The sequence below is a fragment of the Paraburkholderia caledonica genome, assembly GCF_000383275.1.
In the GTDB taxonomy this organism is placed as follows: Bacteria; Pseudomonadota; Gammaproteobacteria; order Burkholderiales; family Burkholderiaceae; genus Paraburkholderia; species Paraburkholderia caledonica.
The window spans coordinates 255,713-280,639 of record NZ_KB911035.1 but is presented as its reverse complement, the minus strand read 5'-3'; the positions used below and the strand labels follow the sequence as shown (position 1 = coordinate 280,639).

At 60.7% G+C, this 24,927-nt stretch carries 23 protein-coding genes; 14 read left to right on the top strand and 9 right to left on the bottom strand.

The genetic code is table 11. The features are described from left to right. Positions 1–68: 68 nt before the first annotated feature. Positions 69–275, bottom strand: a complete 207-nt coding sequence (locus H281_RS0107385; RefSeq protein ID WP_164701837.1) for an antitoxin Xre/MbcA/ParS toxin-binding domain-containing protein — start codon at positions 273–275, stop codon at positions 69–71. A 424-nt stretch (positions 276–699) separates the two neighbouring features. On the opposite strand from H281_RS0107385, the gene H281_RS0107380 reads away from it, so the two are divergent. After that, a complete protein-coding gene (locus H281_RS0107380) occupies positions 700–1,467 on the top strand; it encodes a bestrophin-like domain (RefSeq protein WP_020066448.1) in 768 nt (255 codons plus the stop codon). 281 nt (positions 1,468–1,748) lie between these two features. Here H281_RS0107380 and H281_RS0107375 read toward each other — a convergent pair whose 3' ends face one another. Next, complete coding sequence (locus tag H281_RS0107375) at positions 1,749–2,153, bottom strand: hypothetical protein (RefSeq protein WP_020066447.1); 405 nt, start codon at positions 2,151–2,153, stop codon at positions 1,749–1,751. Positions 2,154–2,613: 460 nt separating this feature from the next. Here H281_RS0107375 and H281_RS34415 point away from each other — a divergent pair, with 460 nt between their 5' ends. The 3 genes from H281_RS34415 (at position 2,614) to H281_RS0107355 (ending at position 10,424) form a co-directional block, all read left to right on the top strand. Beyond that, positions 2,614–5,031, top strand: coding sequence for an FdhF/YdeP family oxidoreductase (locus H281_RS34415; RefSeq protein ID WP_033379452.1), 2,418 nt, complete (start codon positions 2,614–2,616; stop codon positions 5,029–5,031). A gap of 82 nt (positions 5,032–5,113) precedes the next feature. After that, positions 5,114–5,329 (top strand): hypervirulence associated TUDOR domain-containing protein, encoded by a 216-nt coding sequence (locus H281_RS0107365; RefSeq protein ID WP_020066445.1) that lies wholly within the window; start codon positions 5,114–5,116, stop codon positions 5,327–5,329. Positions 5,330–5,825: 496 nt separating this feature from the next. Beyond that, positions 5,826–10,424: a response regulator gene (locus H281_RS0107355; protein WP_020066443.1), complete on the top strand. Its 4,599-nt coding sequence runs from the start codon at positions 5,826–5,828 to the stop codon at positions 10,422–10,424. Between the two features lie 106 nt (positions 10,425–10,530). On the opposite strand, the gene flgM is transcribed toward H281_RS0107355, so the two are convergent. The 3 genes from flgM to H281_RS0107340 all read right to left on the bottom strand — a co-directional run bounded on the left by flgM (position 10,531) and on the right by H281_RS0107340 (position 12,866). Beyond that, the gene (gene flgM, locus H281_RS0107350; RefSeq protein ID WP_020066442.1) at positions 10,531–10,842 is read right to left on the bottom strand and encodes a flagellar biosynthesis anti-sigma factor FlgM; all 312 of its coding nucleotides are present in this window, start codon (positions 10,840–10,842) and stop codon (positions 10,531–10,533) included. A gap of 311 nt (positions 10,843–11,153) precedes the next feature. Further along, positions 11,154–12,383 (bottom strand): NAD(P)/FAD-dependent oxidoreductase, encoded by a 1,230-nt coding sequence (locus H281_RS0107345; RefSeq protein ID WP_020066441.1) that lies wholly within the window; start codon positions 12,381–12,383, stop codon positions 11,154–11,156. Positions 12,384–12,650: 267 nt separating this feature from the next. After that, entirely contained in the window at positions 12,651–12,866 is a 216-nt protein-coding gene (locus H281_RS0107340) for a hypothetical protein (RefSeq protein ID WP_020066440.1), read from the bottom strand. A 384-nt stretch (positions 12,867–13,250) separates the two neighbouring features. Between H281_RS0107340 and H281_RS37240 the strand changes: the two genes are divergently transcribed. The 9 genes from H281_RS37240 to H281_RS0107305 all read left to right on the top strand — a co-directional run bounded on the left by H281_RS37240 (position 13,251) and on the right by H281_RS0107305 (position 20,778). Beyond that, the gene (locus H281_RS37240) at positions 13,251–13,706 is read left to right on the top strand and encodes a hypothetical protein (protein ID WP_227471199.1); all 456 of its coding nucleotides are present in this window, start codon (positions 13,251–13,253) and stop codon (positions 13,704–13,706) included. Positions 13,707–14,043: 337 nt separating this feature from the next. Beyond that, positions 14,044–14,319, top strand: coding sequence for a hypothetical protein (locus tag H281_RS37235; RefSeq protein ID WP_084690047.1), 276 nt, complete (start codon positions 14,044–14,046; stop codon positions 14,317–14,319). 43 nt (positions 14,320–14,362) lie between these two features. Beyond that, the gene (locus H281_RS0107335) at positions 14,363–14,722 is read left to right on the top strand and encodes a superinfection immunity protein (RefSeq protein ID WP_020066439.1); all 360 of its coding nucleotides are present in this window, start codon (positions 14,363–14,365) and stop codon (positions 14,720–14,722) included. Between the two features lie 497 nt (positions 14,723–15,219). Continuing rightward, positions 15,220–15,723, top strand: coding sequence for a hypothetical protein (locus H281_RS0107330; RefSeq protein ID WP_020066438.1), 504 nt, complete (start codon positions 15,220–15,222; stop codon positions 15,721–15,723). Between the two features lie 166 nt (positions 15,724–15,889). Continuing rightward, entirely contained in the window at positions 15,890–16,825 is a 936-nt protein-coding gene (locus H281_RS0107325) for a phosphate acetyltransferase (protein WP_020066437.1), read from the top strand. A gap of 3 nt (positions 16,826–16,828) precedes the next feature. Next, positions 16,829–18,010, top strand: coding sequence for an acetate/propionate family kinase (locus tag H281_RS0107320; RefSeq protein WP_020066436.1), 1,182 nt, complete (start codon positions 16,829–16,831; stop codon positions 18,008–18,010). 179 nt (positions 18,011–18,189) lie between these two features. Beyond that, entirely contained in the window at positions 18,190–19,047 is an 858-nt protein-coding gene (locus H281_RS0107315) for a hypothetical protein (RefSeq protein ID WP_020066435.1), read from the top strand. A 256-nt stretch (positions 19,048–19,303) separates the two neighbouring features. Continuing rightward, entirely contained in the window at positions 19,304–20,290 is a 987-nt protein-coding gene (locus tag H281_RS0107310) for a hypothetical protein (protein WP_027804375.1), read from the top strand. A 104-nt stretch (positions 20,291–20,394) separates the two neighbouring features. Then, positions 20,395–20,778, top strand: coding sequence for a hypothetical protein (locus tag H281_RS0107305; RefSeq protein ID WP_033379480.1), 384 nt, complete (start codon positions 20,395–20,397; stop codon positions 20,776–20,778). Between the two features lie 129 nt (positions 20,779–20,907). Here H281_RS0107305 and H281_RS0107300 read toward each other — a convergent pair whose 3' ends face one another. After that, positions 20,908–21,606, bottom strand: coding sequence for a hypothetical protein (locus tag H281_RS0107300; protein WP_394340531.1), 699 nt, complete (start codon positions 21,604–21,606; stop codon positions 20,908–20,910). A gap of 248 nt (positions 21,607–21,854) precedes the next feature. On the opposite strand from H281_RS0107300, the gene H281_RS0107295 reads away from it, so the two are divergent. Continuing rightward, positions 21,855–22,841, top strand: coding sequence for a hypothetical protein (locus H281_RS0107295; protein WP_020066431.1), 987 nt, complete (start codon positions 21,855–21,857; stop codon positions 22,839–22,841). Between the two features lie 72 nt (positions 22,842–22,913). On the opposite strand, the gene H281_RS0107290 is transcribed toward H281_RS0107295, so the two are convergent. The 3 genes from H281_RS0107290 to H281_RS0107280 form a co-directional block, all read right to left on the bottom strand. Next, positions 22,914–23,492: a YceI family protein gene (locus H281_RS0107290; protein ID WP_020066430.1), complete on the bottom strand. Its 579-nt coding sequence runs from the start codon at positions 23,490–23,492 to the stop codon at positions 22,914–22,916. Between the two features lie 60 nt (positions 23,493–23,552). After that, positions 23,553–24,116 carry a YceI family protein gene (locus H281_RS0107285; protein WP_087753604.1) on the bottom strand — a complete coding sequence of 188 codons (564 nt, stop codon included), beginning with the start codon at positions 24,114–24,116 and terminating at the stop codon, positions 23,553–23,555. Positions 24,117–24,210: 94 nt separating this feature from the next. After that, positions 24,211–24,771 (bottom strand): cytochrome b, encoded by a 561-nt coding sequence (locus H281_RS0107280; RefSeq protein WP_020066428.1) that lies wholly within the window; start codon positions 24,769–24,771, stop codon positions 24,211–24,213. Between the last annotated feature and the right edge of the window lie 156 nt (positions 24,772–24,927).

The following is a 24,927-nucleotide window of genomic DNA, read 5'->3' as shown; positions in this document are numbered from 1 at the left end:
CGTCACGGCCATTCACGATTCGAGGCTCTCGGCAGACATGAGTTCTCCTGTGAGTGATCTACGAGGTCTCACCACCAAGGCGAAGAAACCAAGATCCATTTCACACGCTGAGTTCCCTCTGAACTGGTCAACGGATCGATGGGACGTTGATTGTCCAACATCGGCACTTCGCTATACAGCCATCGGATCGCATCTGACTTCAGGCAACCCCAAAGAGCCGTGGCAATGGTGTGGTCCGCAACCAAGCTCATCAGTTCGTCGGTAGTGCTGTTCACCTTCCACTCGGGGGCCAACGCTTTGACAAACCCGTCCCAACCGTTAAGCTCCGGACTCACCTGCCTCCTGCAGTCCATAAATTCAGCTCCTTGGTTGTAATTGTCGGCAATTTACCTGAGATGCTCGACTGACGGAGAGTGGCCGATTGCCAAAGACCACGCGTGAAACGCACGCATCCCCAGCGACTTCGGCCCCAGCTTTCGGACCCGACCGAACTCAGCCGCCCGCATGGGGCGCGGGCCGACTGCCCTCAGTACACATCAAAGTTCGAGAAGCGCGCGCCCTTGACCTCCTAGAATGCCATTTGGTGCACGGGCAATTGTCGTGCATACAAGCTTGCGGTTGACATTGAAGCGGAATTCGTCATCCGAGGCGTAAGCGGCCAACTCCTCGAAAGAGAACTACATATCCAAAGGAGCGATCATGCAGCAACTGGTGAGACACCCATTTGTCCTCTTTGTCATCTCTTTCGTGCTGATGTCGATTGCGGCCCGGCTGGGTAGCCGCACTCTGCGCTCGCGGATACAAATCGACGAAGACACGCGTGATGACTTCAAGATCGTTCAGTCCGCAACGCTGACTCTGCTCGCGCTGGTCATCGGATTTAGTCTGTCCATGGCAGTGGGCCGCTATGACCAGCGAAAAAACCTCGAAGAGGAAGAAGCCAACGCGATCGGAACTGAGTTCGTCCGCGCTGAACTGCTGGCCGACGCCGAGGCGGCCGTGGTCCGCTCGCTACTCGTGCAGTATCTCGCATTGCGTGTCGAGTTTTACCAGACCCGAGACCTTCAACGTATCCAGCAAATCGATGCCGCGACCGCGGACCTGCAGGCCAAACTGTGGACTGCAGCCAAGACCGGCGCCGTTAAACAGCCGAGCCCGCTCAGCGCGCTAGCCATCGCGGGTATGAACGATGTGATCAACACACAAGGCTACACGCAGGCGGCATGGTGGAATCGAATCCCTGTAGCCGCATGGATATTGATGATCGTCATTGGCCTGTTCAGCAATCTGCTAGTGGGCTATGGCGTCAAAAATGCAAACGCCAAAAACCGCTTCCTCGTGATTATGCCTTTGACAGTGTCTCTCTCGTTTCTGTTGATCGCAGATATCGATAGTCCGCGCAACGGCATCATTCGGATTGTGCCGCAAAACCTCATTAGCACCGCGCAATCACTCCCGAAACCGTAGTGCCCGGAAACAGGACTATTGGACCCGAACGCATGTCAGTTAGCTGCAACGTCAAGTCGGATACGAGACCGTTCAAGCGCCTGACAACAGCCGGTTTGTCGACATTCAAACGCCTATGTACTGCCGTCGATAAACGACCGCTGATGGCCGGTTTTCTGCCTGACGGCGATTGGCCGCACGCGACCCTGAACGGCCTTCCGCTTCGCCAGAAAGCAGTCGTTAGAAGGCGTACATCGACAACCTACTCAAGCGTTGTTCCGGCCAAACTCTCGATTGAAGAGTTAGTCGAAATCTATCCTAAAGGCGCATTCGTCTTCGTACTGCAGCCTTAAATCGATCAGGACTGAATTCGACAGAGCATTTGTCAACGCAACCTTCAGCTCCGGGGCAACGCCGTCCAGGTGAAAGGAGAACCCCCACCCCGGCGACGCGTTGACCCAAGACACAAACAGGTCTTCGCTGCTTGTGCTCCAAAACTGAACGTTATTCACCGTCGCGGTAGCGGCTTCATTGATGATCCTGTCGCGAGATATAGCGATCTGTTCGCCGTCATCACTCCACTGCGTTACTCGCCCATTCTCTGGATTGGCGAGCACAAATCCAAGAGGCTGGAGCAACGCTTCGACAGAGCGAAAAACGTCCGGAAATGGACCTTTCAGCAGTACCGTCAATATAGGCTTCGCCATGGCGCTTACGAACTCCAGTCTTAGTTGATCGTGGCAGGTGTTATAACAGCTAGGTCGCGTGACAATTCGCGTGACAATCCTCCGGCGTGGCGATTGTTGACGGTTCTTTCAAAGATGACCACTGACCGTTCATGGCCGCCCTCCGCCCCCCGCCCCCGGCATTCGACCCAACGCAGGCCGACGCCCACATCCAGCCGAACCGACAACTTCGCGTTCCAAATCATTCAAACCTGGTTGAGCCAGCTTCGCGAAGCGCACAAATCCTGACCACATTAATTTAGCAACATCGCGAACTCGGAAACGCGCAGCCAAACTAATCCCACGACCTTTCAGATCCACACCGCCACCTGCAGCCAGCGATATCCACCCCACCTCCCACCCGCGCGAAGTCCAAAACGCCGTCGCTCCCATGGGCACAACGCTTGCGCACTCTCCCAGATGCTTACCGGAGGACCAGAAAATGAGCAAGCGGGATGTACCAGGAGTCGGGCCCTATGGCGGCCCGGCTGGCGGCTGGGGGGCGTTGCAGGCAGTGGCTCGCGCCGTGCGCCAGCAGATGGGTGTGGCGCGCGAGGCGACGATGCTGTTGAAGGTTAATCAACCGGCCGGTTTCGATTGCCCAGGGTGCGCATGGCCGGACCCGCGCAGCACGTCGTCGTTCGAGTTCTGTGAAAACGGGGCGAAGGCTGTGTCCTGGGAAGCAACGAGCAAACGTACGACACCCGATTTTTTCGCACGGCATTCACTCAGCGAACTGTGGCATTGGAGTGACTTCGCGCTTGAGGACGAGGGACGGCTGACTCATCCAATGCGCTACGACGCCGCCACCGACCGTTACGTGCCGATCGAGTGGGACGAGGCGTTCGCACGTATCGGCGCCGCGCTGCGTGCCTTACCCGATCCGAACATGGCGGAGTTTTACACGTCCGGCAGGGCCTCGAATGAGGCGGCGTTTCTGTTCCAGCTGCTCGCGCGCCGGTTCGGCACGAATAACTTCCCCGATTGTTCGAACATGTGCCACGAGCCCACGAGCGTGGGTCTTCCCGAATCGATCGGCGTCGGCAAAGGTACGGTCACTCTCGCTGACTTCGATCATTGCGACGCAATATTCTGCATCGGACACAATCCCGGCACCAACCATCCGCGCATGCTCGCGACGCTGCGCGCCGCCGCGCGGCGCGGGGCGAAAATCGTGGCGCTCAATCCGTTGCGCGAACGCGGACTGGAGCGTTTCACTTCGCCACAAGACGCTATGGAAATGGCGACCGGGCGTTCTACGCCCATTGCCACCGACTATGTGCAACTCAAGATCGGCGGCGACGTCGCGGTCCTGAAAGGGATGATGAAAACGCTGCTCGACATGGACCGCGAGAACCGCGGTAACGGAGGCGAGGGCGTAGTGGATCGCGCGTTCATCGACGAACACACGACCGGGTTCGACGAGCTGGTGCGCGATCTGGAAGCCACGCCGTGGGACCAGATCGTGTCGACGTCGGGCGTTGCGCGCGACGAGATCGAAAAGCTTGCTCGCATTTATGCGGAGTCGCGCGCGGCGATCGTATGTTATGGCATGGGCATCACACAGCATCGCAGCGGGACCGCGAACGTCCAGCAGATTGCGAATCTGTTACTCATGCGAGGAAACATTGGACGCGATGGCGCAGGCATCTGTCCGCTGCGTGGCCATTCCAACGTGCAAGGCGATCGCACGGTGGGCATCACCGAAGTGCCGCCGCCTGCGTTCCTCGATTCGCTCAAGCGCGTGTTTGGTTTCGAGCCTCCGCGCGAGCACGGGCACGGCGCGATCGCCGCGATGCAGTCCATGCGCGACGGCCGCGCTAAGGCGCTGATCTGTCTGGGCGGCAATCTGCCTGTCGCGATGTCGGACCCCGGCGTCTGCTTCGACGCGATCCGCAAGCTCGACCTGGCGGTGCATATCGCCACGAAGCTGAACCGCTCGCATCTGCTGGCCGCAAAAGAGACGTTGTTGCTACCGTGTCTCGGGCGCACCGAACTGGATGTTCAGGCAAGCGGGCCTCAATCTGTCACCGTCGAAGATTCCATGTCGATGGTGCATGCGTCGCAAGGATCGCTGCCGCCGGCGTCGGAGCATCTGCGTTCGGAACCGGCGATCGTCGCGGGCATTGCCAAAGCATCGCTCGACGATCCGACGCTCGACTGGGATGGCTGGGTCGCGGACTACAGCCGCATTCGCGACCTGATCGAAGTGGTCTTTCCGCAATTCGAGCATTACAACGAGCGCATACGCGAACCGGGCGGCTTCCGGCTTTACAACGCCGCGTCTGCGCGCCGCTGGGACACGCCCGACCGCCGCGCGCGTTTCATCGCCCATAGCGGCGTCATGGAAGATCCGCGCGTGAATCGCAGCGACGCGCTACTGCTCGCCACGATACGCAGCCACGATCAGTACAACACGACCATTTACGGCTACAACGACCGCTATCGCGGCATATCGGGTCGTCGCGATGTGATTTTCGTCAACGAGCAGGATCTCGACTCCCGCGGTCTGCAGCATGGCGATCTCGTCGATGTCGAAGCGATCGAAGATACCGTGAGCCTCGGTGGATCGCGTCGCTTGTGCGGACTGACGGCGGTCGCTTACGACATTCCCCGCGGATCGATGGCCGCCTACTATCCCGAGGCGAACGGGCTCATCGCATTACACGACTGCGACGCGCGTAGCGGGACGCCGTCGTACAAGTCGGTGCCCGTGCTGCTCTCGCTCAGCACGGGAGATTGCTTGCCGGACGGCCAGGCGTCGACGTGGCAGCAAGGCGACGTTCGCAACGACCGCACAGGAGCGGCCATCGCAGGCGAGACTCCCCATCGTCCGAACGATGGAGCGATGCCGACATGATTGGTAGCGACTACTACTGATTCGTGCGCGGCATGTCGATTACGCAGCCAGGTCCCGTCAACTTGATGAACGGAGAGTCGCAATGAGCAAGGATCTCAAACCGAAGGATCGCGTCAGCTGGAATACCCCGCAGGGCGAGACGCACGGACACGTCAAACGCGTCATTACCGAGCGCGCGAAGGTCGATGGACATGTCGTTGCGGCATCGCCGTCCAGTCCGTCGTATGAAGTGGAGAGCGAGAAGAGCGGCAAGCGCGCGGTTCATAAAGGCGAGGCGCTGCGCAAGTCGCGTGGCTAGCGGCGCGCTAGGTATAAAACTTCCGAAGCGCCAGCGGCCGAAGGCGGTTGGCGGTCTTGTCCTTGTCGCATCGTCTGTGCATTTTTTGCGTCAGGCGTGCGGCTTCTCATACGCAACTAACGGTCTATCGCGCTTGCCGTCGCCGAGGTTGGCCGACGTGTTGCACAAGTTGAACCACGAAACGTCATGCTTGCATCGGAATTCCCGACCGCACGTGCCGGCAACATCGCATCGCTCTTGAGCGTATCCGCAACTTTTGCGCGTGCGCGGCGCTGACTATCTAAACAACGGGACAAGTGACCGACGCCCGAAACGTCGCGATCTTACAAGCGGAAAATTTTGCTCTCACGCGCGTTTTCACACTGTCTGCCCACCCCGATGCAAGGGCCGCGAAAGGGCAAAAGAGTCAGCACGAAGGCAACGACAATCGTCCGACATGACCACACAACGAACTGCATTATTTGAAGGATAATGTCTGCCTTTTTGTCCCGTTGAGGTGGCCGTGCGCGACCAGACATCATCCGACGCAAAACGTGCAGCAGTGTCTGTGGCTCATGATTTCCTTTATGGCGGCGGCGAAATGGGCGCGCTGCTGCGCGCGCATAACTGGAGCGCCACGCCTCTAGGCGAACCGGAAACGTGGCCACAAAGCTTGCGGTCCGCGTTGAGCATTTGTCTGGAAGCCAACTTCCCCATCGCCATCTACTGGGGACCGGAACTGGCACTGCTCTACAACGATGCGTGGAGTTCCATTCCCGGCAAGAAGCATCCTGGTGCCTTGGGTCGTCCGGGCAGGGAAGTGTGGCCCGAGATCTGGGACACGATCGGTCCGCTATTCCATCAAGTACAGGAGTCCGGAGCCGGGGTTTGGCAGCATGACCAATTGCTTCCCATGCACCGCCATGGATACACCGAAGAGTGCTATTTCAATTTCACGTTCAGCCCGATCCGGGGTGAAGGTGGACAGGTAGAGGGGATCTTCAATGCCGTCCTCGAAACGACGTCCTCCGTTCTGGCAGAGCGGCGTGAGCGTGCGCTGCGCGAACTTGCCGAAGCCCTGGCGGCGAGGCGCGATGAGCTAGAGGTGTTTGCAGTCGCGGCGACGCTGCTCGCCACGAAAAGCGTCGATGTGCCATTCAGTCTGCTTTACCGGATCGACGACAACGCACAGCAGGCGCACCTGATGGGACTCACCGGCGTCGACCGGGACAGTGCGGCTGCGCCGGCGGTAATCGCCCTTAGCGAGGCCGACACGCCGTGGCCTCTGGCCAGCGTGCTGCACACAGGGCAGAAACGTCTCGTGGAAGATCTTGCCGAACGTTTCACGACGCCGCTCCCAGGCGGTCCGTGGCCCGAGCCGTGTACTCAGGCGCTCATCCTTCCGATTCAGTCTACGGCGCACCCGGGAACGGTTGCCGCCATTCTTGTCGCGGGGATAAGCCCACGCGGCGCCGCCGACGACGACTACCAGGCCTTCCTTGAGCGAGCCGCCTCACATATCGCGACGAGCCTGGCGAGCGCTCGCGCCTACGAGGAAGAACGGCGACGCGCCGAAGCGTTGGCCGAGATCGATCGCGCAAAGACGACGTTTTTTTCCAATGTCAGTCATGAGTTCCGTACGCCTTTGACCCTGATGCTAGGGCCGATAGAAGAGTTGCTCGCCGATCCGGAGCAACTTGGCGAAGAAGGCCTTCGGCAAATTCAGCTCGCCCACCGCAACGGCCTGCGGCTCCTGAAACTCGTCAATTCCCTGCTGGATTTTTCGCGTATCGAGGCAGGTCGCCTGAAGGCCAGCTTTCAAGCCACGGATCTTGCGCAACTGACCACGGACCTCGCCAGCAATTTCCGCTCGGCCATGGAGCGTGCGGGGCTGACCCTGACCGTCGATTGCGAGACGCTCACGCAGCCGGTCTATGTCGACCGTGACATGTGGGAAAAAATCGTTCTGAACCTGCTCTCCAACGCGTTCAAGTTCACGTTCGAAGGCGGGGTATCGGTCGAATTGAGGCAGCGCGACACGGCTGAACTGGTCGTTCGCGACACCGGGACCGGTATTCCCGAGGCGGAGCTGCCACGGATCTTCGAGCGGTTTCACCGTATCGAGGGAGCCCGCGGTCGCTCATTCGAGGGCAGCGGCATTGGTCTCGCGCTCGTCGAGGAACTTGTCAGGCTGCATGGCGGCACCGTTCGCGTAGAAAGCGAGATCGGCAAAGGGACGGTATTCACCGTCGCGATTCCTTTTGGCGCGAAGCACCTGGCGACTCCGCTGATCGAACATGAAGGACCGGTGGGCTCGAGCGCTTTACGTGTCGAGGCCTACGTCGGCGAGGCTGAGCGCTGGTTGCCGGACGCGCAGGCGCCTCACGAGACTTCTGATAGAGAAAGAATTGGCGAGTCCGTTACGGCTGCGGCGCGGCCCGCTATCGATGGCGCTCACATTCTTCTGGCCGACGACAACGCCGACATGCGGGCCTACGTGCAACGTTTGCTGGGCGGTTCTCATCACGTGGAAGTCGTCGCGGATGGGCAGGCTGCACTGGAGACGATTCGCCGCCGCCGTCCCGACCTTCTGCTCACCGACATCATGATGCCGAGGCTCGATGGCTTTGGCTTGATACGTTCCATCCGCGGCGACGCGACGCTGAAGGACCTGCCCATCATCGCGTTGTCGGCGCGTGCGGGGGAGGAGGCGAGCCTCGATGGCTTGGCTGCCGGCGCCGACGACTACCTCGTCAAACCATTTTCCGCGCGCGAACTCGTCGCCCGAGTCGACTCAGCGCTGGCCATGGCGACACTTCGCAGGCAGATGAGCCACACTCTGCGCGACGAGGCCAACCTGCTCGAGGTCCTCAATAAAATCGGCGCGACGATCGCGGCCGAACTGGATCTGGACCAGGCGGTGCAGGTCGTCACCGATGCCGCGAAAGAACTCACGGGCGCCGCGTTTGGAGCGTTTTTCTACAATGTGCTCGACGAGCGCGGCGAGCGCTATACGCTCTATTCGATCTCGGGCGTGCCGCGCGAAGCGTTTTCCAAATTTCCGATGCCGCGCAACACGAAGGTGTTCGCGCCTACGTTCAACGGCGAGGCTATCGTGCGCTCCGCCGACATCAAGCGGGACCCGCGCTACGGCAATAGCGCGCCGTATTTCGGCATGCCTGAAGGGCATCTGCCCGTGTGCAGTTATCTGGCGGCTCCGGTCGTGTCGCGCTCCGGCGAAGTGCTGGGCGGGCTCTTCTTCGGTCATCCCGAACCGGATGTATTTACCGAGCGCGCCGAGCGCCTGCTGCTCGGCGTCGCGGCCCAGGCGGCGATCGCCATCGACAATGCTCGGTTGTATCAGGCGGCTCAGACTGAGATCGCGCAACGAACGCTGACCGAGCAGGCTTTGCGTGAAAGCGAGGAACGGCAGCTACGCCTGAACGAGACGCTGGAAGCGAAGGTCGTCGAACGGACGTTGGAACTGCAGGCCGCGAACGAACAGCTACTTACCGCGGCCGAGGAGCGTGAGCGCGTCGAAGAGGCGCTGCGCCACGCACAGAAAATGGAAGCGATCGGCAAACTGACCGGTGGCGTCGCTCATGATTTCAACAACCTGCTGCAGGTGATAGCGGGCAATCTCCAGTTGCTGGCGAGAGATATCAATGGTCATGAAGCCGGGGAAAGACGCTTGCGTAACGCGCTGGCCGGGGTCACGCGCGGCTCGAAGCTTGCCTCGCAATTGCTCGCTTTCGGGCGACGCCAGCCGATGCGGCCCAAGGTGGTCAACCTTGGCCGGTTCGTCCGCGACATGGACGATATGCTGCGCCGCGCTCTGGGCGAGGAGATAGAGATCGAGACCGTCATCTCCGGCGGTCTTTGGAACACCATGGTCGATCCGAGCCAGGTTGAGAACGCGTTGCTCAATCTCGCCATTAACGCGCGCGATGCAATGAAAGGCCGTGGCAAGTTGACGATCGAGGCTGGCAATGCGTCGCTCGATGCCGTCTATGCCGCTGCCCACCCCGACGTCCGGCCAGGCCAGTACGTGATGCTTGCCGTCACTGACACGGGCTCCGGAATGTCGGGAGAAGTCATGGAGCACGCGTTCGAACCGTTCTTCACCACGAAGCCGGAAGGGCAGGGAACCGGCCTTGGCCTGAGCATGGTGTGGGGCGTCGTCAAGCAGTCGGAAGGCCACATAAAAATCTACAGTGAGGTGGGCGAAGGCACCACCATCCGTATCTACCTGCCAAGGTCCCGCCAGGAGGAGGACCGCACGCCAGAGGCTGAAACTGCACCGGCGGTCGGGGGAACGGAAACTATCCTGGTCGTGGAGGATGACGAAGACGTGCGCAATACGGTCGTCGATATGCTCACGGACCTCGGATACAGGGTGCTGAAAGCGCGAGATGCGCAAAGCGGATGGGCCATCATAGAAAGCGGCGTGCCGATCGATCTGCTCTTCACCGACGTGGTGATGCCTGGCCCGCTACGCAGTCCCGAACTCGCTCGAAAGGCGAGGGAGCGGTTGCCGGACATTGCAGTGCTTTTCACGTCGGGCTATACGGAAAACGCGATCGTGCATGGCGGCCGCCTCGACGAAGGCATCGAGTTGCTGAGTAAGCCGTACACCCGGGAGGCTTTGGCGCGAAGGCTCCGTCACGTGTTGGCAAATCAGCGTCAACTGAACAGCCAGCGTCCGGCCCCGGCGGTCCGTGCGCGGCCTGCCCGTGAACGGCCTGTCATCGAAGTTGCGTCCCCCGCGCTGCGGGTGCTGCTGGTCGAGGACGAGGAATTGATCCTGATGTCCACCGGAGACATGCTCGAAAGTCTGGGGCACCGGGTGTTCACCGCGGCAAGTGGCGAACAGGCGCTGCCGATTCTGGACGCCCATCGTGTGGACGTGCTGGTGGTGGACCTGGGCTTGCCCGGTATGTCGGGAAGCGAGCTTGCAGTTCAGGCGCGCAAGAAGTACCCGAAGCTGCATGTCGTGATTGCATCGGGCAATCCAGACCCGAGCGTGTTGAGCAACGAATGGCTTGCCGGGGCGGTGATTCTGGCCAAACCCTATGACGAGCAAGGCTTGACGCGAGCCATCAGGGGAAAACAGTAGCAGTCGCAGCGGCAGGAGTGGGCGCCATTGTTGTTTGGGCGGGCGTCGCGAGCTGCACGGCGACGTGAGTTACCTACGCGGCAGTGTCGCCAGGTTCAGTCGCCGGTTACCGGGTTCTCGTTTGCAGCAACTCGCGCACGGAGTTAAGCGCGCCGTCGGCGATCTTGCCCGAATCGATCTTGTAGGTGCCTTGACGCAACTCGGCCTTGATCGACTCGACCTTCGCGGTGTCGATATCCGGGTCACTGAACGAGCGCAGCGCGGACATTGACGTAAGACTCACCTCGGTATTTTGCGTACCGGAAGTGCCGGCGGGGATTACGGATTCGATCGCGCCATTCGTGTCGCTGTTGTTCGTTGCGCGCTGCGTGGTGTTGCGCGGCGCCGCGAGCGGGTAGTTGCTGGGTTCAATCTTCATGGTGTGTGTCCCTCACTTGTTAAGTTCTTTAACGGTATGGCGTTTGAAATCTTCACCCTGCTACGGCGAGCCCGGCCGCGCGCGAGCTGTTCCGATGGGTGAAAACCGTTGCCAGGCGGGGACTTCAGCGGATTGAAACAAAGTGCAACAATTTGTGAGCAATACCACATAAGGGCTCGAACGTACTTCGGAGAGCGTCCCGGACGCTGATGACAAAGCGGCGCGCGCGCAGTTTTGGAGCGCGCGTGACCTAAGCCGGCAGTCCGTTTGCTGAACACCGATTCACTAGCGCGCGAAGCGCTGACGGCGTGTTACCCGCGGATCGGCGGCGGCACCTGCACAATGGGAGCCGATGCCGCGAAAAGATCCGCGCGGCTGCCGGTGCGGGGCGGATAGATCCGCTCCGTGTTGATGACCCGTTTGACGTTCTTCGCCTGCTGACCCTGTGCGGCGAGCCTGCGCTCCCAGCCTTCCGTGTAGACCGCGCCCCAAGCGCCAAGGTCGAGAATAGTCGTGTACCAGTCGATGTCGAGCGGCAGCATCGGCAGACCGAGCAGATCGCAGACGACGTTGTGCCCCGCGAAACGCCCCATCGGTCTGCTGTGCTGGCAGGACATGACGGATTCATGCTTGCCGTCTTCGAACAGCGCGCGCGCCACGTCGCCGGCTGCGAAGACGTCGGAGACACCTTTTACGCGCAGGTTCTCGTCGACCGGCACCCGCCCGAGCGCATCGCGCTCGACAGGAATGCAGCGCGTCAACGGACTCGCATGCATGCCGCCACACCAGATAATCGTCGATGCGTCGACGCGCTTGCCGCCTGCGAGCGTCATCCCCGTGTCGTCGATCTGCTCGATCTCGACATCGGTCATCATCTCGACGCCGAGTTGCGTCAATGCCTGCTCGATGACCGGTTGCGCACCGCCCATCGCCATCGCGATCCGTGGCGCACGCTCGATCAGCATGACGCGAACCTCGCTCTCACGCAGGCGCTCACCGCTCGCGGCCAGGAGGTCGCGCACACGATGCGGCAACTCGGAGGCGACTTCCACGCCCGTGAGGCCTGAGCCGATAACAACGAAGGTCAGACTTCCAGCAGCGTGTGAATGCACCATTTTCAGAAGCCGTCGTTCGAGGCGTTCGGCGCCTTCGTATGTATCGACGTTGAATGCATGGTCCGCGAGCCCACCAATCGGCGCGTCGACAAGGCGGCTTCCCGAGGCCAGCACGAGCTTGTCGAAAGTCAGCGGCGTAGTGCGTCCGCGGACGCTCAACGTGACCTGTTTGCCGGCGACATCGATGTCCGTAACTGCGCCCTGGATCCATTGCACGCCGACGGGGCCTAGCACATCGCTCAGCGGTACGAGCGTCGCCGCGAGATCCGCTTCGTAGTTGCGCACCCGGATGCTGTGATGCGCGTGCGGGTTGATCATGACGACTTCGACCTGATTGCTCGCGCCTTGCTCATCGAGCTTGCGGGCCGCACCGATGGCACTCCACAACCCAGCAAAGCCGCCGCCGATCACGACGATCCGTTTCATGGCCGCTCCTGTTCAGAGATGTGTGCGCGGCCAATCTGCCCGATGTGCGGCGCGGCAACGAGGAGGAGATGCGCAAAACGCGACGGGACACGAAGCAAGGCTTGAAGACGAGGCGCAGCCCGTTGCGTGCAAACCTACCGTAGTTGATATGGTAGGACAACGAAACGCAAAGGCGAAGAACGTGGCCGAGCGGCGGCGACTATTCGCGACTCCATGCAAATGCGATCTGCGCTTCTCGTACTTTTAGCGGTTCTGGCGGTTCCCGAATCATGGACTCGTGATTGTTTGTTTGATTTGAGTCTGCAGGTCCACCAACGGTGTCGCAGTCACTGTGGCGGCGACGCTTTCGGATTGGGGCAATAACCCGGCGAACGCAGCAATTCCGGTCGCGCATACCGCAACGAATGCGATAGCGCCAATGACGACGATTGCGTTGCCGTACGTCGGTTTTGATTGCACTGAGTTTGCAAAAAGCCGCATCATGACTGTCTCCTGGTGGCGCAGCTACCGTTTGCAACTAGTGTGCCGACACCGCTTCGAAACCGCTGACGCGCCTGCGAAGCCCGCTGGTAAAGCAACGAACGACCAGAGCGGTTCCGCAGCAGCGGCCCGTTGTTGGACTCGATCAAACACGGCGAGGTGTTGTTGCGCGCCAAAAACCAACACAACCGCTCACTGTGCTCAGTCAACGGCGAAAGGGTCGCCCTGGCAACCATCGCCGGCTAAAACGTGGCGAAGAATCGCTTTGCGGTTTTCCGCATGAGAGAGGTCGAATAATCACTAACGAATCGTCATCGCACGCGCTATAACGTAGTTGCAGGGCGACTATTCGTGTCGAGGGGTCCACAAAATCCATCGGCATTGCCAATGCGCACGCCAACTTGCGTCCCCGTCTCGGCCGGGCGCACTGCACTTCGTATCTTCCCAACTTTCCTGGATCACGGTCTCGGGCGATTCGACCCGCAGGCCGCAGGCGCGTTTCCCGAATCCGAAAATCGCGTGTTGGTTTTCGACTTCGCCGCGCGAATAACGAAACGGCATGAATGGATAATCCAACGCGGATCAGGAGGCAATATGAAACTAGGACGGATGGTTGGATCGGTTGCTGGGCTGCTTTTGATCGCCGGGCTGGCGCATTCGCAAGGCACGCCCCAGGCGCCTCAGGCCGCTCCGCAAGACAGCGGTCAGGTGCAGGTTTCCAACCCAAGTGCGGGGATGGAAGCGTACGGTGGCACCTCCGATACGATGGTACAAAGCGGCTCGAAACATGCCCGGCCGTGCAGAGTGAACCCGCAATGCAACATCTTCTTTGGCGGAAGCTGACAATACACTGACGGCGCGCGAGCAAACGGTGAAACACCAGGTGCTCGCGCAAAACCATAGCCGACGAGGCTGGCCGCAATGGCTCAGTCCTGTTTCACGTCTATGTTCTGGGGACCCCGATATCGGAGGTCTCTCGACTTACCCGATGCGAACCATTCCAACCGCAGCAGGCCCGCGAATCCGCCATGGCCTTGCAGTGAGGTATTGTTCGGTCTGCAGCAATTGTGATTTCACCCTATGGGGATAGAAAAAGGATAGGCGCCGTCTACACTGACTCTTGTCAACGGCGCGTGTCTCACCGATTCGCGCTGCCTCAGAATCGCATCGGAGAGTCATCATGAAAAGCAAACTTCTTGCAGCTGTGCTCGTCGCCGTCACTACTTCGTTTGCCGCCCCTGTGTTTGCCAGCGGCTATGGTCCTGCGCCTTCTTACCGCCCTTCAGTGGGGGCGCCTGCTTCGCAACGGGGCCCAAGTGCCCAAACGGTTGCAGCGGAACGCAACAGTGCGGCCGGTTCCGTTAATGATTCGTATGGCGGCGTGGCTGCGTCCTCTTCGGAATCCGGCGGCCGTCAAACCGCTGACTCTGTCGGCCATGTTTACTCGGGCCATTAATCTGAAAGCCGTCTGCTAAGCGAAGCTGTCACGAGGTGTCGAAATGTTGAAAATTATCGAAGGTGCATTGTTTGTCGGCGCGCTGATGCTGTATCTGGTACCCGCAATGATCGCCGACGCCAGAGAACGCGAGGACGCGTTCGCGGTGACCATGGTGAACATTCTGCTGGGATGGACGGTTATCGGTTGGTTCGCAGCGTTGGTATGGGCGAGGCATCCGGTCAGTAACCGGCAACTGAAGCAGTTCGCGAGACGGGCGCAACGCGCGGTCGCACGAGTCACGATCGATGCAATCGTCGCGCGGGCGAGCGGTCGCGCCAGTTCGATACCCATGTTCAATCCTCGCCTGGTACCGGTTGTCGCGCGCATCGCCGCAAGCACTAATCGCCGCGTAAGGCACTAACGATTGCGGCGGATCATGTATCGTCCGCCGAATTCTTTCGAAGCCGGACGGCGGTCCGACCGCCGCCGGATTTCGTGTCAGCAAGGAGCCCGCTAGTGCGGTAGGCGGGCATTGCGTCGGCTCGAATTATTTCGAGTGCCATCACGGCGATCGTACTGACGCCGGATTCAAAAGCGTTCGCCCAAAGCGGCGTCGACGAAACTGGCAACGAGCCCTACAGCGGCGCCTCGACCTCCAGTCACGCAACTGACGCCTCAAGCCAGTCGCCCGGTAGCGCATCGGTTTTTGGGCAGACGCCGCAAATGCCCAGCCGCTGAACGATCACTTGACTCGCGGCAATCCCTGCTCGGCAAAAATCTGATTCTAGCCATCACTCCGCAGTTTCGAGCGTAGGACCTTCGTCCGATATGCTCACGCCGCCTTCGCTCGCAACAATTTGAGGAAGGGCTCCGCGCAAAGACGGGACAGCGAGCACTCATCAGCGATGGGAGAAGTTCATGAATAGTCAGATCAGATGTGCGTTGATTTGCGCGCTGATATCCGGGCTCATGGGCTGCGTGCAACCTCATCAGCAGGTGGAAGCCGGCGCGGATCAGTCGACGGCGATTGCGCGGCTCGGCCCGCCCAAGGAGACCTACAAGCTGCCGGACGGCGGTCAGCGCCTGATGTGGCCGACGCAACCGATGGGCACCACGACGATCGTCGCGGATATCGACGCGTCCGGCAAAGTGGTGAGCATGCGTCAGGTGCTGCAGGAGAGCGAGTTCTATCGCGCGGAGGTCGGCAAGTGGACGCGCGACGATGTGCTCATCAACTTCGGGCGCCCGTTCGAAACCGCGCGCTTTCAAAGAATGCAGCGCGACGTGTGGTCGTATCGCTATCTGGAGAACAATATTAATCACATGATCTTCCACTTCTATTTCGACGATGCAGGCATTTTGCGGCAAACGCAGAAGGCACCGGATCCTATGTACGACAACACGCGACGCGGACGGTTTTAGGCGTCGATCGACTCGCGGCTCGCGAAGCCAAGCTGCGGGAGATCGGTCCAAAGTCCTATTGCCGCGGCTGCGCGCGGCGGCGATAGTCGTTCTGAACGGGCTATGACCAGCGTCACCGGTGTCGCCGCGCGCGGCACATCGACTGTCGCAATGCACGGGAGGAATCGTGGAGCGTACGCACGAGAAGTATCAACGGCTTATCGCGTTTTGCCAAAGCCAGCCGCCGCTAACGACTGCCGTGGCGCATCCATGTGATCGCGCATCGCTCGAAGGCGCCGTGGAGGCGGCGCAGATGGGGCTGATTGCGCCGCTTCTCGTAGGTCCGCGCGAGCGCATTAGCGCCGTCGCCGAAGAATGCGGGCTGCAGATAGCCGGCTATCCGCTGATCGACGTGCCGCACAGTCACGCGGCGGCGGCGAAAGCCGTCGAACTGGTGCGCGAAGGCAAGGCTGAGGCGATCATGAAGGGCAGCCTTCACACCGACGAGTTGATGGCCGCCGTCGTCCACCGCGAGGGCGGCTTGCGCACCGAACGGCGTGTGAGCCACTGCTTCGTGATGGACGTGCCGGGGCACGCAAACGCGCTGATCATCACCGATGCCGCGATCAACATAGCACCGACGCTCGCCGAAAAAACCGACATACTGCAAAACGCGATCGATCTCGGCCATGCGCTTCGCGTAGACGAAGTGCGGGTCGCGATTCTCTCGGCAATGGAGATCGTGAACCCGAAGGTTCCGTCGACGATCGAAGCCGCGGCGCTCTGCAAGATGGTCGATCGTCATCAGATCACAGGGGCGCTCGTCGACGGGCCGCTCGCGCTCGACAATGCAATCGACCTCGAAGCGGCGCGCATGAAGAAGATCGATTCGCCGGTGGCGGGGCGCGCCAATGTGCTGATGGTGCCCAATCTCGAAGCCGGCAACATGCTGGCAAAAAGCCTTTCGTTTCTAGCCGGCGCGGACGCGGCGGGCATCGTTCTCGGCGCGCGCGTGCCGATCATCCTGACGAGCCGCGCCGATTCGATCATCACGCGGCTCGCGTCGTGCGCGGTCGCGTCGCTGGTGGCGAGCAAGGGCCGCGAAGATCGGCTCGTGGTGTAGATCATGGCCGACGTCATCCTGGTACTCAACGCTGGATCGTCGAGCATCAAGTTCAGCGCCTTCGATGCGCAAACCGCCGAGCTCGCCTGTGTGCTGCGAGGTCAGATCGACGGGCTGTTCAGTTCACCGCACTTCGCCGCTTTCGATGCGGCCGGCGCGCAGGCCGGCGCTCACGCGTGGGGCGACGGCGCGAGCCTGGACCACGCCGAGGCGATCGCGCATATCGCCGACTTCTTGCGCGGGCATCGCGAAGGCCATCGCCTCACGGCGGTCGGGCATCGCGTCGTGCACGGCGGCGCGCGTTTCGTCGCACCGGTGCTCGTCGATGCAAGCGTGCTCGCGGAACTCCACACGCTGACGCCGCTTGCGCCGCTGCATCAGCCACATAACCTGAAGCCGATCGCAATCATCGCGGAGCGCAATTCGGCGATGCCGCAAATCGCCTGTTTCGACACGGCCTTTCACGCAACGCAACCCGAACAGGCGAAGGCCTTCGCGCTGCCCGCTGCAGTTACCGAACGCGGCGTACGCCGATATGGCTTTCACGGACTGTCGTATGAGTATATCGCCAGCAGGCTGCCGGAGATGTCGCCGGCAGCCGCGGCCGGTCGCACGGTGGTCGCGCATCTCGGCAATGGGGCGAGCCTGTGTGCGCTGTCGGCATGCCGCAGTGTCGCGACCACGATGGGTTTCACGGCGCTCGACGGCCTGATGATGGGTACGCGCTCAGGCAGCCTCGACCCTGGCGTGATCCTGTATCTGCTCAACGAACTGAACATGACCACGCGGGAAGTGGAAAACCTGCTGTACTCGCAGTCTGGTTTGCTCGGCGTTTCCGGCATTTCCGGCGACATGCGCGTGCTGCTCGCGAGCGACGATCCTCGTGCCCGCTTCGCCGTCGAACTGTATGTGTATCGGATCTGCCGCGAGCTTGGCTCGCTGATCGCGGCGCTCAAGGGCATCGATGCATTGGTGTTCACGGCAGGCATCGGAGAGCATGCGACGCAGGTTCGGCAGCGTATCGGCGAATACGCGCAGTGGTGCGGTATCGACATCGACTCCGACGCAAATCAGGCGAACGACTCGTGCATCAGTACACCCACTAGTCGGGTCGGCGTGTGGATCGTCCCGACCAACGAGGAACTGATGATCGCCCGTCACACTCGCGCCCTGATCGGCAGCTGAGTACACGAGAAGCACACAAGAGAAACGCGCACGAGAAGAAGAGGCCGTATATCGAGTCACTGGGCGGCGGGCTTCGCAGCGTCGATCTTCATGCCGCTCTGCGTGTTCATGGAGAAAAGACCGGATGTATTTTGAAACGTATCGCAAGCCCTGCGCCTGTCGCTATTGCGGAGAGAGAGATGCTGCGGCTGACTGTATGGTTCACGCTCCTCATCTCGTTGAGCGCGAATGCGGCGGTTCATCTGGACTTCCACGATGAGTCGCCGGATGCTGCTGCAGCCGGGTCGGCTTCGCGCCAACGCGGCGCTGTCGATATCGATGAAATCCTGCGGCAGTACGGGATCAACCAGGGTTCGACCAAAGCCCGCATCATCTTCGAGTGGTTCGACAAGGTAGCGCGCGACCCCGTTATCGGTGCCCGTGTGCCAGGCGGCGCACCGGCGCTCGTTCATGTGCTGCTCGATCCGGAACAGCGTGAAGCCATGATGTCGAGTGGCCTTGCACGTCTCACGCCGGCCGACCGATCGCGCTACCTGGTGCTGCTCACCCGTGTGCTCGACGAACTGGTCCCGGTCAATTGTTTTGGGCTCGTCGACATCGTAACGATAATGAACCGCGTCACGATCGCGCAGATGTCCGACGCGCAAGCGGAGGTATACCTCGATCTTGTCTACAAGATCATGGTGAGCAGCGGTTCGGCGGCGCCGGTACGCGTGCCGACGCGGGAAGAATACGCGGCAGCGTCCGAGGCAATGTCTCGTGCCGTGGTCATCGAACTAGGCGGCGATCCGGCCAATGTCGATCGGTATATGGCATATACAGCGAATCCTTCCACTGCAACCCCGGCCGATGTCTGCTGGATGACAAGAGTGACGCTGCATGCTCTCGCGAGAATGCCGGCTGCCGAGCGCGATGTCATGCTACTGCCAGTATTCATCGGACCGCCTGCGGCATCGCTGGCGGATCCCGACGATCAGCGACCCGCGCAGATGCCTTTTCCCGCTTCGGCCAGCCCGCCGGGCACGACGATGCCGTGATGGAGCGTCTGAACAAGTAGGCGCTGTACGGCGGCGATATTCCCGCCACGTCGGCGCATTTTGTCTATTCTGAATTCGACATGTGCCCCGCCGACTTTGGGTGCTCGAATAAGCAAGGCAAACGTCATACGCCGCACGAGGCGTGTGTTTCGGAACCAGGAAGCAATGGCCCAACATACAGGAGTGTGCAATGTGCGTTCTGTACGCTGTGTGCTGGTTCGTACTGGGCGCGGACAGACTTACAGTCGATCGGACGATGCATGTACTGCGGCTCCATTGGCGACGCCGGGCGTCGTTGGCATGTGCAGCCATAGCCTTCAGCGTTTTGCCTTGCCTTTCGTTTGCTCAGGACCTTCCGGGCCGCTCGTCGGGACCGGCTGTGGTTGGGGGTAATGTGAAACAGCACGCGGACGCCGTGCTCGCCGTCATGAGTTATACGACTGTTCCGGACGTCACGACCAGTAACCTGGCGGTTAATAGCGGCACTACCGGCAATCCCAGCTTCGGCCAGACACAGCTTGGCGGCGGGTTCACGTTGAGCCGGTCGTTTCCTTTGTACATGGAGGGCACGCTCGCCTACAGTCGCTACGATCCGGTGTTCGTCGCGTCGGACGGCTCGGCACAGCGTCCAGTGCCGACAAAATGGAATACGTTCAGCGGCACGGTCGGCATCGGCTGGGATTTTCGGATCACGAATGAACTGGTGTTTCGTCCGATCCTTAACGGAACGCTAGGCCGCGTTTCCAGCGATCTGAAGGTCGGGCAAACGATCTTCAATCGCGCCACCGATGCCAACCTCCAGTTTCTCGACAACGGTTCGCTGGACGCGTATGGCTACGGCGGCTCGCTGATGCTCGACTATGAGCGCTACCGTGACAACTACGAAATCGACGCTGAGTTGCGGGCCACGGACATTTATCTGCGCAGCTTCGGCGGTTCTTCCCAGGCAGTGCAGGGTTCCGCCATGGCGCAGCAAGTCAGCCTGTGGACCCGCTGGCGCGCGCCTACCGGATGGCATGCGTTGGACCGGCCAGTCCGCTATGTGCTCGAAGCGGCTTACTCACATTATTTCGGCGAAAGCGCGGGTGTGCTGGGGTTCAACGACCTCACCTCGTTGGGCGTCGGCCTCGAACTCGACAGCAGCCGGTATCCGGTCATCATCACCAGGACGCGCGCGGTAGTGCGATATGTGTTCGGACACAATGTGCATGGCGTGTCGTTCGGATTTGCGGTGAGCTTCTAGTTCGCCTGCGGCGTGCGGCGGCGGCTGATTACCGGCAAGGACAGTATCTAACTCGCGGCGACCCAATATGCCGTTCGTCATACCGATCGGAAAAGGAGATGCTGATGCGTGCCCACCGCTGTCTGCCTGTGTTCGTTTTTCCCTTGCTGCTTGTCGGCTGCAATACGCCGCCGATTCCTCCAGGCAAGTCGGTCGATATTCCGACTGCCCTCGAACAGGTCCTCGACGGATTGTGCAACTTCAGGAAGCAGGAGGCGGCGCGCAAGCGGGACGGGGACGTCGATATCGACACCGTCACCGTGCAGCTTGACCTGACGATCGATGGTTCACGCAATCCGCCTGTCGCGGTCGCGCCGGATATCCAGTTCATTCCGACCGTCAGTTACGGACAGATGATTACGGCGAACAGAGGAAGCACGCTCACCATTGCGCTCAAACACAAGGGCACAGGCAGTTGGGGCACTGGCGACTGCAATGCTTCCAAATGAGAACAGCCGGAGTGGAAACCGTGGTTCAAGTGGCGGCGTGGGAACGCGTGCGCGTTGCCACGCTTTGAAGGGCCTGCCGCATTGGATGACAGCATCGCGACGCGACTCAAGCCTGGCCGCGACTATCGACTAGAAGCGATAAGTCACGCCGATCTGAAGGACCGGATAGATTTTGTAGCGCTCCACCGTATTGCTGATTTTCTGTTCCTGCTCGTCGATGTTTGCCTGAGTCGTGAACATCGAGTAAATGGCGGGCACGTTGTAGTGCGTGCGCGGACGGCCGTAGGCAACGCCCAGATCGAACGTCAGGCCGAAGCCCTTGGAAACCGGCTTATGTCCATAGCCGATCCCGACATACGGCATTACCCGCGGCAGCGTGACCGTGGCCGAAGGCGCGGCGCCCACGGCCGGCACGTAGTCGTCGCCGATTTTGTAGTTGCCGTCCGCATTGGGCACGGCGTGAGCCGAAAGCTCGTTGTCGTTGATCAATGCGCCCGCCGTCAGGCGAAAACCGCTTGATTGGAACGGGAACACGTCGAGATAAAGACCGCCTTGTAGCAGCTTGAGATGGCCGTCGTATTTGTTCTGGTCAACGTTGACCGAATGCGAGAAGCCAAGACCTTCGAATTCCGCATGCACGCCAGCCCATGAATTGAGCGGCAAAGCCGCGCCGATGCCCGCGCCGAGCGTACCGCCGTGTACATAAATCTCCTGCGCGTGCGCCGTGCTTCCGAAGACCGCCAATGCGGCCATCGCGGCGAGAGCCGCATTCTTTACCTGCCGTTTCACCTGTCCCACCACTTGTCTCCCGACACGAACCAATTGCATGGCGAGGACTTTACGATTCCATCGCGAGGTTCAAATGAATGAACAGCGGGGGATTGTGGCGGCTCTTCGCGCTCAAGTATGGCGCTTTGCCGGAAGCGGAAATAATGCCCCGTAACTTGTTCCGAACCGGCGATTAAAGCGCGTTGCCTTGACGGATTAACCCCGTTTTAAAGGGCTATTCGGCAAATGAAACGAGCGGGCGCGCTTCGATAATCAACTCATTGAAGCCTTTCAAATCTGGAGTAGTGATGTCTGTTTCGAAAACGTTCCGCTCATCTGGTGCCGCGGTTGCGGTCGCCGTTGCCGCAGCCGCCGTTCTCGGCGCATGCGGCGGCGGCTCGGGCGGCAGCAGTGGCGGCAGTAACGTGCTGAAGTTGTCGTCGGCGGTGCAGAGCGAGCACGTCGCAAGGTATGCGGGCGCGTTCGGCATGTTGTCGGGCCCTGGCGTCGCGGCGATCTATACGTCGGTCGTGCAATCGCTGCTGACGGGCGTGACGGCGGGCGCGGGCAACACCATGACCTCGTGTCCGGCGAGCGGCTCGATCAGCGTCCTCGCACAGGGTGCGGGTGTGAGCGGACTGCAAAGCGGCGAGACGGCGACGGTCGGTTTCAATCAATGCGTAGGGCAGGTGAAGGCGCCCGGCGTGTCGGACAGCGCGTCGATTACCGGCACCGTCAGCGTGCAGATTCAGAACGTGCACGGCATTGTCGGCAACGAATCGAACGACTGGTCGTACAGCGCGATCGAAACGGCTAATGCGTTGACACTGGCGTCGTCGAACGGCAAGACCGTTGTCAACGGCACGGTCAGCTACACGATGAGCTACAACGCGGCAACCGGCATCACGACGACGACCGCGAGCAGCCCAACGGTGACGCTCGATCGCAACCAGACGGCCGGCTCCGGCAGCATCAGCGGAAAGATCACGATCACGTCGCTGACGTATTCGCGCGTGCATGGCGCCGATCCGGTCACCGATACACTCGCGACCAGCGGCGACATCAGCGTGAATGCCGCCGACGCGACGATCGCGTTCGCCGTGTCCACGCCCACGCCCGTCAAGGTCAACGGCGGCAAGGTCACCGCTGGCGTGATCCAGTTGTCGACGAGCGACACAGTGGAGACCATCACGCCGAAAGACGAGTCGAGCGTGACCATCACGGTCACGTCGAACGGAAAAACGGGAACTTACACTGAGACCGTGGACGACTTCCGCTCGCTCGCGGGCGCCTGAGCGAAAGCGTGGCTGAATGCGCGCGCTGCGAGAGCGCGCGCGGGCGGGCGCGTGGCCGCGCCCGCCGTGATTTTACTGCTTGATGCCTTCGGCCTGAATATGCAGCGTGGTCTGCATCTTGAAGCCATAGGTCTTGCCGAAGTCGACGCCAAAGTCATCGCGATTGAAGGTTGCGGTCGATTCGGTGCCGCAAACTTCGCGCTTGAGCATCGGGTTCACGAAGCACTTGAACGACTCGATCTTCAGGTTGACCGGCTTGGTCACGCCATGCATGGTCAGCGTGCCGATCACTTCAACAGGCTTGTCGCCGTCGAAGCGGATTTGCGTGCCCTTGTAGGTTGCGGTCGGGTACTTCGCAACGTCGAAGAACTTGTCGGTGACCAGTTCGGAATCGAGCTTGTCATTGCCGATATCCACCGAGCTCATGTCGATCGTCACGTCGACCGTGCCCGTCTTTGCCGCGCGGTCGAGCACAACGGTGCCGCTGCTCTTCTTGAACTTGCCGCGCCAGATCGACACGCCGCCGAAGTGATCGGTCTCGAAGCTCGGGGCCGTGTGGGTCGGATCGAGCTGGTAAGTGTCGGCGGCCATTGCGTTGAACGACAATGCGGCGGCGAGAGCGCCGGCGGCGATCAGAAATTGTTTCTTCAAGATGTTCTCCAGGTTTCGAAAAGTGCTATGAGGCTTGCGGTTTTACTTCGGTTTTTTTAATCACTTCTTCGAAGCGACGAGGTGAAATTTGATGACGACTTCGTCGGCTACGACCGACGTGTCCTTCCATTCGCCAGTGCCGACGTCGAACTGGGAGCGTTTGATCGGCAGCGAGCCGTCGAACGTCTGCGTCGGGCCCTGGCTTGCAATCGTGACGGGCACCACCACGGTCTGCGATTTGCCCTTGATGGTCAGCTTGCCGGTGATCTTGTACTGATTGCCGCCCGCCGGTGCGATCGCGCTGGAAACAAACGTCGCGGCCGGATACGTGGCGCTGTCGAACCATTCCTTGCCTTGCGCCTGCTTGTTGTAGTCGTCCGCGCCGAGATCGTAGCTGCCGGTGTCGATCGACACGTTCGCGCTTCCTGCGGTCGGCTTCGCCGGATCGAACGACAGTTGCGCAGAGAACTTCTTGAACTTGCCGTCGACAGGCACGTTCATCTGCTTCGTCGTGGCAATGACGGTGCTTTTGCTCGTGTCGACGTCGGCATGCGCGAGGCCTGCACCGAACAGAGAAAGGGCGGCGACGCCGGCGAGGATGGAGTGATGGAGTGTGTTTTTCATGGTGATACGCATCCTATCGAACCCGTGCGCGTTCATTGCGCACAGTGAAGAATTTGATTGCCAACAGGCTGTAGCGAATGGGCGCCGATGAGTGTCACTTGAGGAACGGAATCATCCGTGCGAGCAGGCCGTCGCGGTCGACAAACTGGTGCTTCAGCGCCGCCAGCACATGCATGGCGACCAGCGCGAGCAGCGTGTAATTGAGCAGCACGTGCACCGTGCGCAGCGTCGCCTTCAGCGCCTGATCCGGGCCAATGAAGGTCGGCAGCGGCACGATGCCGAGATACACCACCTGAATGCCCGCCGCCGAACTGTAGAGGTAGCCCGACACCGGAATCGCCAGCATCAGCAGATACAGCAGGCCGTGTACGGCGTGCGCCGCCGCCTTCTGCCACGCGGGTGTCGCGCTATCCAGAGCCGGTGCGCGATGGGTCGCTCGCCACAAAACGCGCGCCACGGCGAGCATCAATACGGTGACGCCGATCCATTTGTGCCATGAGAAATACTTGAGCTTCGTCGGCGTGAAGCCGGGAATGTCCGTCATGATCCAGCCCAGATAAAAGCCCCCGACGATCAGCACGGCGATCAGCCAGTGCAGTGCGATTGCGGCGCCGTGGTAACGGCCTGTATCAGTGTGGCGGGATATGTCGTTCATTCGCGTCGGTCATGCGTCGTGGCAGTGAGTGCGAATAGTAGGCAGGTCAATGGAGACTGAATAGGCGGGGGCGCAAGAACACATTGTTGTACTGGTGACGGTAATGCGTGCTGGGTCGCGACTTGCAACGTCGGGCGAACGCAAGCGGAGCCGGGG

Bases quoted from the DNA above. Each gene is read 5' to 3' on its own strand.
- H281_RS0107380 (WP_020066448.1), top strand. From the start codon at position 700: ATGCAGCAACTGGTGAGACACCCATTTGTCCTCTTTGTCATCTCTTTC.
- H281_RS0107375 (WP_020066447.1), bottom strand. From the start codon at position 2,153: ATGGCGAAGCCTATATTGACGGTACTGCTGAAAGGTCCATTTCCGGAC.
- H281_RS34415 (WP_033379452.1), top strand. From the start codon at position 2,614: ATGAGCAAGCGGGATGTACCAGGAGTCGGGCCCTATGGCGGCCCGGCT.
- H281_RS0107365 (WP_020066445.1), top strand. From the start codon at position 5,114: ATGAGCAAGGATCTCAAACCGAAGGATCGCGTCAGCTGGAATACCCCG.
- flgM (WP_020066442.1), bottom strand. From the start codon at position 10,842: ATGAAGATTGAACCCAGCAACTACCCGCTCGCGGCGCCGCGCAACACC.
- H281_RS0107345 (WP_020066441.1), bottom strand. From the start codon at position 12,383: ATGAAACGGATCGTCGTGATCGGCGGCGGCTTTGCTGGGTTGTGGAGT.
- H281_RS0107340 (WP_020066440.1), bottom strand. From the start codon at position 12,866: ATGATGCGGCTTTTTGCAAACTCAGTGCAATCAAAACCGACGTACGGC.
- H281_RS37240 (WP_227471199.1), top strand. From the start codon at position 13,251: ATGCGCACGCCAACTTGCGTCCCCGTCTCGGCCGGGCGCACTGCACTT.
- H281_RS37235 (WP_084690047.1), top strand. From the start codon at position 14,044: ATGAAAAGCAAACTTCTTGCAGCTGTGCTCGTCGCCGTCACTACTTCG.
- H281_RS0107335 (WP_020066439.1), top strand. From the start codon at position 14,363: ATGTTGAAAATTATCGAAGGTGCATTGTTTGTCGGCGCGCTGATGCTG.
- H281_RS0107330 (WP_020066438.1), top strand. From the start codon at position 15,220: ATGAATAGTCAGATCAGATGTGCGTTGATTTGCGCGCTGATATCCGGG.
- H281_RS0107320 (WP_020066436.1), top strand. From the start codon at position 16,829: ATGGCCGACGTCATCCTGGTACTCAACGCTGGATCGTCGAGCATCAAG.
- H281_RS0107315 (WP_020066435.1), top strand. From the start codon at position 18,190: ATGCTGCGGCTGACTGTATGGTTCACGCTCCTCATCTCGTTGAGCGCG.
- H281_RS0107310 (WP_027804375.1), top strand. From the start codon at position 19,304: ATGCATGTACTGCGGCTCCATTGGCGACGCCGGGCGTCGTTGGCATGT.
- H281_RS0107305 (WP_033379480.1), top strand. From the start codon at position 20,395: ATGCGTGCCCACCGCTGTCTGCCTGTGTTCGTTTTTCCCTTGCTGCTT.
- H281_RS0107300 (WP_394340531.1), bottom strand. From the start codon at position 21,606: ATGCAATTGGTTCGTGTCGGGAGACAAGTGGTGGGACAGGTGAAACGG.
- H281_RS0107295 (WP_020066431.1), top strand. From the start codon at position 21,855: ATGTCTGTTTCGAAAACGTTCCGCTCATCTGGTGCCGCGGTTGCGGTC.
- H281_RS0107285 (WP_087753604.1), bottom strand. From the start codon at position 24,116: ATGAAAAACACACTCCATCACTCCATCCTCGCCGGCGTCGCCGCCCTT.
- H281_RS0107280 (WP_020066428.1), bottom strand. From the start codon at position 24,771: ATGAACGACATATCCCGCCACACTGATACAGGCCGTTACCACGGCGCC.